This is a genomic window from Dyadobacter psychrophilus, from assembly GCF_900167945.1.
Lineage (GTDB): Bacteria > Bacteroidota > Bacteroidia > Cytophagales > Spirosomataceae > Dyadobacter > Dyadobacter psychrophilus.
Genome location: NZ_FUZA01000008.1, coordinates 1 through 13,784, shown reverse-complemented (window position 1 = coordinate 13,784; position 13,784 = coordinate 1). Strand labels below are relative to the sequence as shown.

The 13,784-nt window shown below is 44.5% G+C and carries 15 protein-coding genes; 13 read left to right on the top strand and 2 right to left on the bottom strand.

The genetic code is table 11. The annotated features are described in order from the left end of the window. Window positions 1-9 precede the first annotated feature (9 nt). The 6 genes from ppsA to B5X68_RS23465 all read left to right on the top strand — a co-directional run bounded on the left by ppsA (window position 10) and on the right by B5X68_RS23465 (window position 6,749). Window positions 10-2,670, top strand: a complete 2,661-nt coding sequence (ppsA, locus tag B5X68_RS23490) for a phosphoenolpyruvate synthase (protein ID WP_082217215.1) — start codon at window positions 10-12, stop codon at window positions 2,668-2,670. A 60-nt stretch (window positions 2,671-2,730) separates the two neighbouring features. Further along, entirely contained in the window at window positions 2,731-4,380 is a 1,650-nt protein-coding gene (locus B5X68_RS23485) for a hypothetical protein (protein ID WP_082217214.1), read from the top strand. 152 nt (window positions 4,381-4,532) lie between these two features. Continuing rightward, a complete protein-coding gene (locus B5X68_RS23480) occupies window positions 4,533-4,844 on the top strand; it encodes a DMT family transporter (RefSeq protein ID WP_082217213.1) in 312 nt (103 codons plus the stop codon). 13 nt (window positions 4,845-4,857) lie between these two features. Next, complete coding sequence (locus tag B5X68_RS23475) at window positions 4,858-5,385, top strand: GNAT family N-acetyltransferase (RefSeq protein ID WP_082217413.1); 528 nt, start codon at window positions 4,858-4,860, stop codon at window positions 5,383-5,385. Between the two features lie 134 nt (window positions 5,386-5,519). Beyond that, window positions 5,520-6,260 carry an SDR family oxidoreductase gene (locus tag B5X68_RS23470; RefSeq protein ID WP_082217212.1) on the top strand — a complete coding sequence of 247 codons (741 nt, stop codon included), beginning with the start codon at window positions 5,520-5,522 and terminating at the stop codon, window positions 6,258-6,260. A 105-nt stretch (window positions 6,261-6,365) separates the two neighbouring features. Then, on the top strand, window positions 6,366-6,749 hold the full coding sequence (locus B5X68_RS23465) for a winged helix-turn-helix transcriptional regulator (RefSeq protein ID WP_082217412.1): 384 nt from the start codon (window positions 6,366-6,368) through the stop codon (window positions 6,747-6,749). An 81-nt stretch (window positions 6,750-6,830) separates the two neighbouring features. Here B5X68_RS23465 and B5X68_RS23460 read toward each other — a convergent pair whose 3' ends face one another. Continuing rightward, on the bottom strand, window positions 6,831-7,211 hold the full coding sequence (locus B5X68_RS23460; RefSeq protein ID WP_082217211.1) for a DoxX family protein: 381 nt from the start codon (window positions 7,209-7,211) through the stop codon (window positions 6,831-6,833). 300 nt (window positions 7,212-7,511) lie between these two features. Here B5X68_RS23460 and B5X68_RS23455 point away from each other — a divergent pair, with 300 nt between their 5' ends. The 6 genes from B5X68_RS23455 to B5X68_RS23430 all read left to right on the top strand — a co-directional run bounded on the left by B5X68_RS23455 (window position 7,512) and on the right by B5X68_RS23430 (window position 12,436). Beyond that, the gene (locus B5X68_RS23455) at window positions 7,512-8,444 is read left to right on the top strand and encodes a heme-binding domain-containing protein (RefSeq protein ID WP_082217411.1); all 933 of its coding nucleotides are present in this window, start codon (window positions 7,512-7,514) and stop codon (window positions 8,442-8,444) included. Between the two features lie 10 nt (window positions 8,445-8,454). Next, window positions 8,455-8,916, top strand: a complete 462-nt coding sequence (locus B5X68_RS23450) for a hypothetical protein (protein ID WP_082217210.1) — start codon at window positions 8,455-8,457, stop codon at window positions 8,914-8,916. A gap of 31 nt (window positions 8,917-8,947) precedes the next feature. Continuing rightward, window positions 8,948-9,970, top strand: a complete 1,023-nt coding sequence (locus B5X68_RS23445) for a sensor histidine kinase (protein WP_082217209.1) — start codon at window positions 8,948-8,950, stop codon at window positions 9,968-9,970. After that, a complete protein-coding gene (locus tag B5X68_RS23440) occupies window positions 9,951-10,712 on the top strand; it encodes a LytR/AlgR family response regulator transcription factor (RefSeq protein WP_082217208.1) in 762 nt (253 codons plus the stop codon). The genes B5X68_RS23445 and B5X68_RS23440 overlap by 20 nt, the downstream gene beginning before the upstream one ends. A 97-nt stretch (window positions 10,713-10,809) precedes the next feature. After that, window positions 10,810-11,400, top strand: coding sequence for a DUF6088 family protein (locus B5X68_RS23435; RefSeq protein WP_170916716.1), 591 nt, complete (start codon window positions 10,810-10,812; stop codon window positions 11,398-11,400). 13 nt (window positions 11,401-11,413) lie between these two features. Continuing rightward, window positions 11,414-12,436 carry a nucleotidyl transferase AbiEii/AbiGii toxin family protein gene (locus B5X68_RS23430; RefSeq protein WP_082217207.1) on the top strand — a complete coding sequence of 341 codons (1,023 nt, stop codon included), beginning with the start codon at window positions 11,414-11,416 and terminating at the stop codon, window positions 12,434-12,436. 64 nt (window positions 12,437-12,500) lie between these two features. Here B5X68_RS23430 and B5X68_RS23425 read toward each other — a convergent pair whose 3' ends face one another. Continuing rightward, complete coding sequence (locus B5X68_RS23425; protein WP_082217206.1) at window positions 12,501-13,406, bottom strand: hypothetical protein; 906 nt, start codon at window positions 13,404-13,406, stop codon at window positions 12,501-12,503. Between the two features lie 114 nt (window positions 13,407-13,520). On the opposite strand from B5X68_RS23425, the gene tnpA reads away from it, so the two are divergent. Beyond that, window positions 13,521-13,784 (top strand): IS66 family insertion sequence element accessory protein TnpA (gene tnpA, locus B5X68_RS23420; protein WP_141110303.1); only part of this gene is annotated, 264 nt, incomplete at its 3' end.

Genomic DNA, 13,784 nt, shown 5'->3' with positions numbered 1-13,784 from the left:
TACATAGCCATGAGAAATGAAAGTGCATACATTGTTGGTTTTGAGGATATTGACCGGACGGAACTCGCGTCGGTCGGGGGGAAGGGTGCCAATCTGGGAGAGTTGTGCAGGATCGGGGGCGTGCGGGTGCCTGACGGATTTTGTATAACTACGCAAGCTTATCAAGAAATAATTGAAAACAATGAGGAGGTCAGATGCCGATTGGAAACATTACAGGGCCTTAAAGCGGATGAGCGTGTGAAAATCAGCGAGGCCAGCGCGAAAATACGCGCGGCTATCGAGCATGTAATTATTCCAAAAAATATGGCGGATGAAATCGCCGGTTATCTAACAAAATTTAATGAAAAAGATGCATTTGCTGTGCGCTCCAGTGCAACGGCGGAAGACCTGCCAACGGCTTCCTTCGCGGGCCAGCAGGATACTTATCTGAACATTATCGGGCAGGAAGCGATCCTGAGGCATATCAGCAAATGCTGGGCTTCCCTCTTTACCGATCGGGCGGTAACATATCGCATTCAGACAGGCATCCCAGGTGGCGGTTTCGATCATCATAAGGTCCGGCTGTCTGTAATTATTCAGAAAATGATTTTTTCGGATGTCTCAGGGATCATGTTCACAGCAGACCCGGTTACTGCGCACAGGAAGGTAACATCCATCGACGCTAGCTTCGGCCTTGGCGAGGCGCTGGTTTCGGGGCTGGTGAGTGCTGATAATTATAAAGTTCGGGATGGTCATTTGATTGAGAAAAAAATCTCCACAAAGAAGTTGTTAATCAATGCCTTAACTCATGGTGGCACTCAGAAACAGGATATTGAAACCGAATGGCAGAACAGACAAGCACTTACAGATGAACAAATTTTGGAGGTTTCAAGCATCGGCAAAAAAATCGAATCACATTTCGGCAGTCCGCAGGATATTGAATGGTGCATGGCTGGCGGCACATTTTATGTGGTTCAAAGCCGTCCGATCACTACTTTGTTCCCCATTCCTGAGACTAATGATCCGGAAAGTGCTAAGGGCAGCCCGCACGTCTATGTGTCTGTGGGCCACCAGCAGATGATGACGGATGCAATGAAACCATTGGGGTTGTCTTTTTTCCTTTCATTGAACCCCGGAAGGATGCGTACAGCAGGCGGACGGATGTTTGTAGACGTTGCAGAAAATCTGGCTTCATCCGTCACCAGGGAAATTATTTTAAATACAACATTAGGCAAATCAGATCCGCTGATCAAAGACGCACTCCTGACCATTCTCGAACGGCAGGATTTTATTAAAATGCAGCCTGAGGAAAAGGCAGACAAGAATGAGCCGTCCACGCCACTAGATGCTTCGGGAACGAGCGCTCCGTCTTCAAAAGAAGCAGCTTCCGTAGAAGTCGTTAACGAGTTGATCAAGCGGAATGAAATGTTGGTGGAGGAGCTAAAACAGCGTATTAAAAGAAAATCCGGCGCTGATTTGATCAACTTTATTCTCGAAGATATTCAGGAATGGAGAAAATCTCTGTTCGATCCGCGAAGCTACGACATATTAATGGCGGGGATTAATGCAATGTCCTGGGTGAACGAGAAAATGTATGAATGGCTGGGTGAAAAAAATGCAGCCGACACGCTTTCGCAATCCGTTCCAAACAATGTTACTTCCGAAATGGGACTGGCGTTGCTGGACGTAGCAGACGCGGTCCGCCCTTACCCGGAGGTAATTGCCCATTTACAAAAAGTAAAAGATGAAAACTTTCTGGATACCCTGCCCCGGCTGAACGGAGGCCAGGAAACGCAGAATGCGATCCTTGCTTTTCTCAAAAAATACGGAATGCGCGGTGCCGGGGAGATAGACATTACACGAACCCGCTGGGCCGAAAAACCGTCGATACTTATTCCGGTAATTCTGGGAAACGTTAAGAATTTCACGCCGAATGCCAGCAGCCGGAAATTTGAGCAAGGAAAATACGAAGCATTGAAGAAAGAGCAGGAGCTGTTGCATCGATTGCGGCAGTTACCCGATGGCGACCAAAAGGCCAAAGAAACAAAGCAGATGATCGACATGATCCGGAATCTTGTGGGTTACCGCGAATATCCAAAATATGGCATGGTAAACAGGTTTTTTGTTTACAGAACTGCGCTGTTAGAAGAAGCCGAACGACTTGTGCAAGCGCGGGTTTTTCGTGAAAAAGAGGATATCTACTATCTCAATCTGGCAGAACTCGCCGAGGTTGTCACCACCAATAATTTGGATCAAAACATCATCAGCCGGAGAAAAGAAGATTATGAAAGATTTGAAAAAATGACTCCGCCGCGCGTGATGACTTCTGATGGTGAGATCATTACAGGCCGGTACAAGCGCGAAAACCTACCAGCCGGGGCCATCGTCGGTTTGGCGGTTTCTTCCGGGGTGGTAGAAGGTCGGGCACGCGTCATTCTGAACATGGAAGATGCAGATATAGAAGAGGGCGATATTCTGGTTACGACCTTCACAGATCCTAGCTGGACACCTTTGTTTGTTTCCATAAAAGGCCTCATCACCGAAGTAGGCGGAATTATGACCCACGGAGCCGTCATAGCGCGGGAATACGGCCTGCCTGCAGTAGTCGGCGTGGAGAATGCAACAAAGTTGATTCCCGACCGGCAGCAGATCCGGGTCAATGGTACGGAGGGTTGGGTGGAGATTATTTAGAGTAGCGGGTCAGTCAGTTTTGCTTTTTTGTTAAAAATAATCAACTATCTGATCCCTACGATGAAATACACACTCCTGATAATCTTCGTTTTTTGCACATTTCTGGCCCTCGCTCAGCGGGAAAGCAGACCTGATAGCGTAGTCATCACTTCCGAAAAGGGAAAGATTCAAGTGTCTGTTGGTGAAAATGGCGAATTGCATGTGAATGTCTCGCCCGACGACATTCGTAAATTTAAAACTGCCGGATTTGTCCGTTATAGCACATTCGGCGCCAAAGGTGATGGAAAAACGGATGATATTGATTTCATAGCCGCAACCCACGCATTTGCCAACCTGCACAGTCTGACCGTGAAAGCCGACGATAACGCCACTTATTATATTGGCCCAAAACACATGACGGCGATGATTCAGACGGACACTGATTTTGGCAAGGCCGGTTTCATTATTGATGATACCGAAGTCCAAAAACGCGATGCTTCTGTTTTTATGGTCAGCTCGGGATTGAAACCATTTAAACTGGCAAACATTAATTCGCTTAAAAGGGATCAGAAGAAAATTGACGCATCTTTGCCCGGCCCCTGCCTGATAACAGTTACAAATTCCAATGTAAAACAATACATCCGGTTTGGTCTTAACCAGAACAATGGTTCGTCGCAGACCGATATTTTTGTTGTCGACAAAAACGGGAATGTGGATATGAATGCGCCCATTATCTGGGATTTTGACAAGATCACTGAGATTACCGCGCTTCCTATTGATGAAAAACCGTTGAAAGTCAACGGGGGACGCTTTACCACCATTGCCAATAAAGCCGAATCAAAGTACACTTATTACAGCAGGAACATTGCGGTCAGACGATCGAATGTGCTGGTAGAAGGGCTGGAACACCACATTGAAGGCGAGGGCGATCAAGGGGCGCCCTATGGCGGTTTTATCACGATCAACGACTGCTCCTACGTGACAATTAAAAATGCCATCCTGACGGGCCACAAAACATATAGCACCATCGGCACGGCTGGCAAGCCTGTATCAATGGGGTCATACGATCTTTCCGCCAACAGGGCCTTGAATGTCTCTTTCGTCAATTGTACTCAGACCAATGATATCAACGACAATAAATACTGGGGCATTTTAGGTTCTAATTTTTGCAAAAACCTGCTTTATGACCATTGTACGCTATCACGTTTCGATGCCCACCAGGGCGTAGCCAATGCAACCATCCGTAATTCTACACTTGGGCACATGGGGATCAACGCCATCGGCAGCGGACTTTTATTAATTGAAAATTGCACTATCCGTGGCAGGAACATCGTCAACCTTCGCTCCGATTATGGCAGCACTTGGCAGGGAGAAGTGGTGATCCGCGACTGCGTTTTTGTTCCCGCGGACGGCAAACCATTCAGCGCTGCTTTAATCGGAGGCTCCAATTCCGGGCAGCACGATTTTGGTTACACAGCCTATATGCCCGAGAAAATCACCATCGAAAACCTCCGTATCGATGACGCCAAGCATCCGGAAAATTACGAGGGCCCCGCAATCTTTGCCAATTTTAATCCCGAAATGACGGATGATTCCTACAAGGAAAAATACCCTTACGTCAAGACCAAAGAGGTCGTTCTCAGAAATGTAACGACTGCCAGCGGAAAGCCCGTGCGGGTTAGTGACAATGCTTTTATGTTTAAAAATGTAAAGGTTATTAAAGGTGAGTGACGTTCTCAATAACGATGAAATTTGCGAGATTTTTCAAAACATCGTAGTTTTGCAGAGCTACGCAAATCGTAACGGATCAGCGTAATGCAGGAGGACGGCCTCCCCCATAGTGGGAACCGATTCGGGACGGCCCGGCCTAAAGGGTCAAAGTCATGTCTTGGATTTATTTGGTTGCCGCCGGCCTACTCGAGGTTGTCTGGGCTTATTTCATGAAGCAGTCGGAAGGTTTCACCCGGCTTGTTCCCACATCAATTACCATTGTCGCAATGATCGCCAGCTTTGCTTTGCTTGCTTTGGCTATGCGAAATTTGCCGCTAAGCACTGCCTACACGGTGTGGACAGGCATCGGTGCGGTCGGAGCTTTCCTGGTTGGTACTTTTATACTGGGTGAGCCCGTCAACGCAATGCGCGTCACAGCCGCTTTGCTCATTACGGCCGGCCTTGTTTTGATGAAATTGTCTTGAAATCAGCATGAATATGGATCAGTTAACAATAGTAAAAGCCAGCGCGAACGATCTGGCAACGGTTCAGCAAATCGGTCGGGAGACCTTTTTTGAGACATTTGCAGCATTCAACACCGATGCAGACATGGACAAATACCTCACTGAAAATTTCAGTGAGGTCAAAATGGCGCTTGAACTCGATATTCCGGAGTCGCAATTTTTCCTTGCTTGGCTGGGTGACAATGTTGTTGGCTATATGAAATTAAATACCGGTCATGCTCAAACAGAGCTGCACGATCCGGCTTCACTCGAAATCGAGCGCATTTACGTCAAAAACGAATATCACGGCAAAAGGATCGGCCAATTGTTGTTTGAAAAAGCGCTCGAAATCACCCGTTCGGAACAAAAAACATACATTTGGCTGGGTGTATGGGAAGAAAATGTGAAGGCAATCCAATTTTACGAAAAGAACGGTTTCAAACCTTTCGACAAACACATCTTCAAATTCGGCGCCGACGAGCAGACGGACATTATGATGAAAAAGGTGCTGACTGAAGACTAACTGCGAAGTAATGGCTCAATTGAGCGTGCATTGAGACATAATTCTTCCAACGAGTAAGCTGGTATCACACAGTATACTGGTATAATATTGATACCAAATGCTATTTACCTTTGTCGAAAAACATTCAGGAGACAATGGAAACTTTAAAAGGGAAGAAGGCGCTGGTAACAGGCGGAAATAGCGGCATCGGTTATGCAGCTGCAAAAGAATTAAAAGCGCAGGGAGCAGCCGTAATCATTACGGGCCGACGCGAAAATGCTATCCGGGAGGCTGCGACCGAGCTTGGCGTGACTGGTTTAGTAAGTGATCAAGGCAAGGTTGCGGACATTGAATCGTTGGCAAAAAAGGTTAGCGAGCAATTTGGCAAACTAGACATTTTGTTCATTAATGCAGGCGTGTTAGGTGGTGCGGGAATTGAGACAGCCACGGAGAGTGATTTCGATTATGTGATTGATGTGAATTTCAAAGGGGCCTATTTTACACTTAGCAAATTCATTCCTATCCTGAATGATGGCGCTTCGGTTGTCTTTTTGTCGTCCAATGTTGTCGGCATGAATGGAGCGAATACTTCCATGTACACTTCCAGCAAAGCGGCGTTGAATGCGGTAATGAAAATTGCCGCTATTGAACTGGCACCCAGAAAGATCCGGGTGAATGCGATCAGTCCTGGCCCGACGCAAACTGAGATTTTGAATAAAATGGGTTTGGATCCGGCAGCCCGCCTTGCATTGGACGACTGGATGATCGAGCGCATTCCGCTGAAAAAAATCGGAAGTGCCGATGATGTGGCCAAAATGGTAACCTATTTTTCCGGAGACGCTTCAAGCTTTATCACAGGTGCAGAAATCGTCATGGATGGAGGAATGAGTCTTTGATCATTTGGCTTAAATTAGCGCAGCATTTGAAGCAAGCGCAGGTGTGAACCGCCTGTGCTCTTCGCATATCAGCAAAAGGATCTGCACCGTAAAAGGACTGGCATAATGAATGAAGAACAGATCAGGAAAGCAGGAGAAATCCTGTCCGATCCGAGAAACCAGAAGCAGGAAGTTCAGGCATTGCAGGATACCATGTACGTTATTGGCGGCAAATGGAGACTCCTCATTATTAACTCAATATGCAATGGAAACAGGCGTTTTCGCGACATTCAGAGAAGCATTCCCGGCATTACGACGCGGATGTTGTCGAGAGAGTTAAAAGATATGGAAGCCAATCAGCTGATCAAACGAACGGTAACTCCCGACACGCCTGTTTTGGTTGAGTATACGGAAACGGATTACTGCATGTCATTTGGCGGGATCATTTTGGAAATGATCAGTTGGGGCAAACAGCACCGGGAAAAAGTAATGAAAGATCAGGGCGAGTAAACGCAAAAAAAACCAATCAATCGCTTCGTGTTTTTGACAAAGAAATTGATTGGTTATAATCCCAGCTGCTGTTAATGCTAACTAAATCCTGCCGTAAGTAGCAGGATAAAGCTTTCTGAACATTGCATAAGTGACGGTAACCATTACAAATGCAATGACTGCGTCAATGGCGGCAGGCAAGCCGAGGACGGCCAGTTTGGAGAAGAAGGCAAAGATAATGTCGAAAAATACACCCGCGAAAACCCATTCTTTTAATCGTAACAAACGATTCGGAGTCAGCAGCACGGCCACACCGGAAAGTTTTGCCACGCCCAGAATGTAAATGAAATGGGCAGGATAGCCGAGTTGCTGGGTAATTTCCCATACCAGCGGGTTTTTGGTCAGTTCAAAAAAGCCGCTTGCGCCAAACCATAATGAAGTCAATGCTGCGCCAGTCCAGTAGATAATTTTTGAAGTTTTCATATCGCTTTGTTTTTAGGTTCTGAGGCAAAATTGAGGTGTTTTGATGCGCAGCGTCAGCAGAATCACCCCGAAACGGACAATTAAGGGTACGAGTTAGACAAGGGGTTTTAATGGTGAATTTTGACCGGGTCGCCGGTGCGATGAGTGAATGACTGAATAGTTTTTGTTTTTTCGCTGTCTAACTCACCTTTATCAATGTCTAATTCACGGTAAACTTTGTCTGGCTCGGGGCTTTGTAGCTCAGGAATAGAAGTGATTAAATATACATTTGAGCTTTGGTACTCAGACAATTACATTAAAATGAAGAAGCCAGGGTTAACATTTTACAAAAGTGCAGCGGTTGTGCTAACATTAATCTTTGTGGGACTGCAGATCGGCTCGCCCGACATTGAGAACCCGCGTGTGACGAGCGAAATTGCGGTTCCGGCGGATGTGAAGCAGATATTGGAGCGGGCTTGTTATGATTGTCATTCAAATGAATCGAAAGTGGAATGGTTTGACAAGATCGCTCCGGCATCTTTCATAGTTGCTCACGACATTAATGAGGCGCGTTCGCGGTTTAACTTTTCAGAATGGGACAAGAATCCGGCAGCTGTGCAAGAGCTGTTGCTATGGGAAATGGTGAATGCAATTGAGCAGAAAAAGATGCCTTTGAAACGTTATCAGCTGGCACATTCAGGCGGCAAAGTGTCCGGATCTGAGCTGGCCGTTTTGAAAAAATATGTAAACACACTTCCCGGAAGGCACAAAGTGGATACAGCGCGGATTATGTCACAAACCTCTTCAAACCAACAAGTTGCAACGCCGAAAACGCCCGTTTCTTTAAACGGAATCCCTTATTCTTCGGATTACAAAAACTGGAAGATCATCAGCATTACAGACAAATTTGATGGCGGCAGCATGCGGATCGTTTACGGCAACGACATTATGGTAACGGCCATTAAAAATCGTCAACTTCCTTTTCCTGACGGCGCAAGGATAGTGAAGGTTGTTTGGGGAAAACAGACCGAGGATGCAGAAGGCAATGTGCTGCCGGGCAACTTTCAAAATGCGCAATTCATGATCAAAGACAGCAAGAAGTACAGCGCGACAGAAGGCTGGGGATTTGCTAAATTCGATGGACTTGATCTGAAACCGGCAGGCAAAACGGTTCTGTTCGAGCAGACTTGCGCTAATTGTCACCGACTGTTAGCACCTGAAAATGACTTTGTATTCAACATTCCGACTAAATAATTTTACCAAAATGAAATCGAACATTTCACTATATATCATTGCGTTGGCATTTTTAATGTTGTCTTGCGACGACCGCAACACCGCCAATCTGGCACCGGAATATCTGTACGATGCCGGAAACCAAAAGGTGATCAAATCTATCATTAACAACAAAACGGGCACCATTGCAATACTGTATGGAAATGATCTTGCGCTGCAAACGGCTCATGATTCGTTGTCCAAACCAAACATTGGCGCACATTATACATTAGTAACCTGGAAACAAAAACCAATGCCGCAATGGTACGGAACCAGGATGAATGGAGAGATTTATTCCATTGAGCAAGTGAATGTTCGTCATAGAAATGCAACGCGATTTGCTTTTGACTATGATTTCCAGACCGGAAAAGGTTATCAGACTGGCGACAGCCGGCCGGAAAAAGAACGACGGATCCAATTTATAACGTCACAGCGAGCTGCCGTTTTTCCTTAACAAAACTAAAATCGCACATTGACGACTGAATATGGTAACAAAACCAATTTTAAAAGTCTCAAACAAAATCATCTGGACGAGCTCCGTTGTGATCGGTTTGCTTTCCTCAGTGCCGCAGTTGGCTTCGCACAAGTTTGTGCCTTTGGAAGCGGCTGTGAATGCGGGCATTACGGCTGCGTTTGCGGTGATTATGTGGTATTTCAATATCTACATGCTTTCGCAAAAAAGCAATCAGCCGCAAGGACAGAAGATATCGTATGCCAAATTGCTGAATTCCCTGGCGTTTGGTCTGGTCCTTATGCTGGGACTGGCTTACATTCAGCAGCTTATCCTTTCGCACATTGATTTCGGCCCCGCCATGCTAATGGTGGAAGTGCGTGGAATTTTGATCAACCTTGTGTTTTATATGTTCCTGAATATGCTGCAGCAGAATTATGAAAACCAGCATGTGAGCATGGAATTGGAACGGTTTCGGAATGATAATCTAAGTGCGCAATATGACCTCTTGAAACAGCAGGTCAACCCCCATTTTTTGTTCAATAGCCTAAATACGCTCAAAGCAATGGTCGAAACCGGCGATCAGCAATCGGTGGATTTTATATTAAAACTTGCCAACTTTTACCGCTATACGCTGGAAAGCCGCAAGCTGGATTTGATCCCCTTGAAAGAAGAAATGGACATTTTGAATGCATATCTTTTTCTGCAAAAGGCGAGATTTGAAGATGGATTTATTTTCCAAAACAAGCTTGATGACACCGTTTCAGACACATTAATCCCTCCATTTACATTACAATTATTGGTTGAAAACTGCCTGAAACACAACATTGTATCATTGAACCGACCTTTGCAAATCCGCATTTTCATGGAAGGTGAAAGCATTGTGGTTGAAAATCAGGTCCAGCTCAGAAAGAATCAGGAAGATTCGTTGGGCGTGGGATTGAAAAACATCGAGCTCAAATACAGTCATTTATTAAATAAGCAGGTTGAGGTAATCAACGGCCAAAACCTATTTCAGGTTAGACTTCCTATCATTTATGAACATCGTAATCATTGAGGACGAGCTGAAAACAGCCCGGTCCCTTGAAAACATGCTACGGCAACTGCGTCCGCTGGCCAAAATCACCGGTCCATATCAGAGTGTCGAAGAATCTGTTGAGGCACTTTCGGCGGGGCCGCAGCCAGACCTGATTTTTATGGACATCCAACTGGCCGACGGGCTGAGTTTTGAGATTTTCAAGTCGGTAGAGATCGTTTGTCCGGTCATTTTTTGTACGGCATTTGACGAATATTCACTGGAAGCTTTCAAACGGAATGGCGTGGATTACGTGCTGAAACCATTCTCGAAAGAAGACATTGCAGGCGCGCTCGACAAAGTCGACGATCTCAAAAACTTCTTCCAGCAAAAAGCAATTCCCGACCTGAGCGAGTTACTAAGCAGGATGGCTCCGCAAGCTGAGAAAACCAGTTTTTTGGTGTTCAAGCATCAGAAATACACGACAGTCCAAACCGCAAATATCGCCTTTTTCTACATTAGAAATGAAACTTCGATGATCATGTGTTTCGACGGACAAGAATTTTCACTGAGCCAGTCCCTGGATCAGATAGCAGCGTCTGTGAGCCAAAAGCAATTTTTCCGGATGAACCGGCAATATCTGGTCAACTTTTCAGCAATCAAGGAAATCGAGCATTATTTTATGCGGAAACTATACGTTAAGCTGGTTATTGAAACGCCTGATCAGTTATTGATCAATAAGGAAAAAGCGCCGGCTTTTCTTGGGTGGATGGAGAATAGGTGAGGTTGGGGTTGAGAAAATGTCTTGAAATATTCAACAGGCTTGACCAACTGTCGCAAATATCAGCTAAATTTGCGACAAAACGTATATCTGATCTGATATGGAAAGCTCTGATGATCAAATACTTGAAAGAATAGTCCGTTCGCCAAGGGGCACGTTGTTCTTTCCGGATAGTTTTCTCAGCATTTCAAGTGCAAAAACAGTTGCAAAAGTCTTAGAACGACTTGTACAAAGTGGCAAGTTACATCGTGCGGCCACGGGAATTTACGTAAGACCTGTGCAAGATGAAGTAATTGGCGTGATACTCCCGGGAATTGAAGACATTGCGGAAGCAATTATAAGGCGTGATAAGGCACGCGCAGTTCCCACGGGCAGTTATGCGCTTTATAAATTGGGACTAACTACGCAGGTTCCGTTGAATATAGTTTACTACACAGATTCATCCTCCCGACAAGTCAAAATTGGAACCCAGACTATCACCTTCAAAAAGGCGAGTGCCCGTAATGTTTCGGCTATTGGCGAAATTAGCAAACTAGTAATACAGGCGCTTCGCTCTATTGGCAAAGGCAACGTCACCGCCGAAGAAATTGAGATTATAGCAGCCAGACTGAAAGATGAAAAGCCATATCATCTCCAACATGACATAAAACTGGCTCCCGAATGGATTAGACAAATAATAAGGGCACTTTAACACACTATTACCAATGATTGATTTACCTAGTCTTAGCTCGTGGTTACAACTTTCTGATGCAACCAAACTGAACATCTATAACGAAACTGGACGCAAAATAGGCTTACCCGCTATGGCCATCGAAAAAGATTGGTGGGTAGTACACACCTTGGCTTTGGTATTCTCGATGGAATGCTCACCTGCACTGATTTTCAAAGGGGGAACCTCGCTTAGTAAAGGCTGGAATTTAATTCAAAGGTTTTCTGAGGATATTGATTTGGCTCTTGACCGGCAATATTTGGGTTTCGCGGGGGATTTAACCAGACAAGAAATTAAGAAGTTGAGGAAAGTCTCATACTCCTTTATGACTACCAAGTTTGTTGAAGAATTGACGACAAAATTTGCAGCAGCCGGTTTTAAAAATGTTAATATCAAATGTACAGACACCGGGCAATCAGACCAAGACCCAATCATTATTGAAATTTATTATCCCAAGTTGACCGAGACGGAAACCTATCTCCGCCCCGGTGTCCTGGTAGAAGTAGGTTGCCGTTCACTCAGAGAACCAACCACAAAGAGAACGTTTACAACATTAGTAGCGGAGCGTTTTGGTGATCGGATGTTTGCTGATAAGTCTATTACGCTTCCTATTGTAAATCCTGAACGGACATTTCTCGAAAAGATATTCCTTCTGCACGAGGAGTTTCAAAAAGCGCCCGAGAAAGTTCGCGTCGACCGATTAAGCAGGCATTTGTATGATATTGAAAGGCTAAGTCAAACAGAGTTTGCAGAAATAGCGCTCTCAGACCTTGATCTGTATCAAATGATCGTCAACCACCGCAAAATGTTCACTGCACTTGCGGAAGTAAACTATGACAATCATAGCCCTGATAAAATTGCATTCGTGCCGCCGCCAAATCTCCTCCCAGCCTGGGAAGCCGATTATAAACAGATGCGGGAAAATATGATTTTTGGAGAAGCACTAAGTTTTGAAGATCTTATAAAAGCATTAATGGTTCTAGAAGTCAAACTTAACGATATGATAGTCAAGCAATAACGTAATATTATATTCCTACTTACCATTTGTAAACTGTCGCTTACACAAACGTTAGAAGCCTTTGTCAATCCGTTTCAACTGGAAGATTTTTGTGTTTTAAATATTCGTTAAAAGGATCATAATGCTTTAATAAATCGTTTATCGCAGGGTTCAGCGTTCCAGAAAGTGTTTCCAATGAATATGTTAATAAGGAATTCCTGATGGATTCAATTTGGAGTGATAGGGCTATCAAGTCAGAAGCATTTTTTGCCAATGGCAACCACTTACGATGCTCATGCGTATCTACTTTCTCAAATTCGTCTGAAATTGGGCCAATCAAATGCTGCATGACGAGTTGAGCATCAAGTTCTTCTCCCCCTAGTTTCTCATTTTGCGACACGAATATTTCCATTAATCGAGAACGGACCTGAGCGTCAAAATTATTTTCTATATCAATTTGTGAAATTCCGAGAATTAACTTTCCTGAGCCAGAGGTGATTTTATTCCTCCTATTTGTGATTTCTCTTGTAGCTTCTAGCCAGCGAGCTGAATAAGCTTTTTCAACATCATATATTGTGTCAAAAGCAACGAATATAGTTGATACCGAGTTACTAGCTAGTTTCCGCTTCCATGCATGAAAGAGCTTCTCTCTATCTAAATCAAATACAATTCTTCTTAGATCATGAGAACTTGGAGTAGGTAAATTGTCATTTGACCAATCGCTGCTTTTCAAATTTGACACTACCGATTCTATATTCGCTTGCATTGCAAGTGAGAATTCGGCTGCTGATGCAAAAAGATTATGTGAAAATATTAACTGTTGAAGATCAAATTCATCTGATTTTTGCTGATCCTGGAAGCGTTGGCTTTCAATTCCTTTGTAAAATATCCAAAGGGGGACACCAACGCCTAAAAGTGGAATCAGTAAATCCTTTATCCAAGAGCCACCATCATTATAGAAATCACCAGATTGAAAATATAGGTCAAACATAACTGTAAATTGATTGTACAATAGTTAATATAAACGACTATGCATAGCCGAAATGTAAGTGTCCCTAAATGACAGACAGTTTGAAATTAGAGAATATCACTTAATTTTAAACTGATGAAAAAGACGAGATTCACAGAAACCCAGATCGTTTCGATCCTCAAACAGCAGGAAACCGGCATCACTACTAAGGAGATTTGTCGGCAGCATGGCATTTCTGAGGCCACTTTTTATAACTGGAAAAGCCGGTATGGAGGAATGGAAGCATCTGACGTCAAACGGCTGAAAGATTTGGAGGAGGAAAATTCACGCCTGAAAAAGATGTTTGCCGACCTGAGCCTGGACAATCAAATTCTTAAAGAACTTTTCGCAAAAAAGGGC